At 55.4% G+C, this 224-nt stretch carries 1 protein-coding gene; it reads left to right on the top strand.

Annotated features, from left to right (window positions below; genetic code table 11):
• Positions 1–31: 31 nt before the first annotated feature.
• Positions 32–224 (top strand): transposase (locus ACP7IZ_RS13865; RefSeq protein ID WP_426849750.1); only part of this gene is annotated, 193 nt, incomplete at its 3' end.

Genomic DNA, 224 nt, shown 5'->3' with positions numbered 1-224 from the left:
AAGAAATTTCCATAATCATCAAGAAAACCCGATGCAGACAGAGTGTAGCGCAGGCGCGTATGAGTTTCCAGCCTCCTGTGGACGGCGTGTTGTGGCCCGTTTTGACGGGGGTCGCATGAGTTCGGATGGGGGCGTCATTCTGGTGAAGCAGGCTGATGACATTCTGGGTCTCAGCCGCCGCTTTGCTGCCTGTTTTCGCGATAAGCGGCATCCTGCCTTTGTGG

The organism is Acetobacter sp. AAB5 (assembly GCF_050106715.1).
Taxonomy (GTDB): Bacteria; Pseudomonadota; Alphaproteobacteria; order Acetobacterales; family Acetobacteraceae; genus Acetobacter; species Acetobacter oryzifermentans.
The sequence above is the reverse complement of the archived record's forward strand: the minus strand, read 5'-3'. Positions and strand labels throughout refer to the sequence as shown.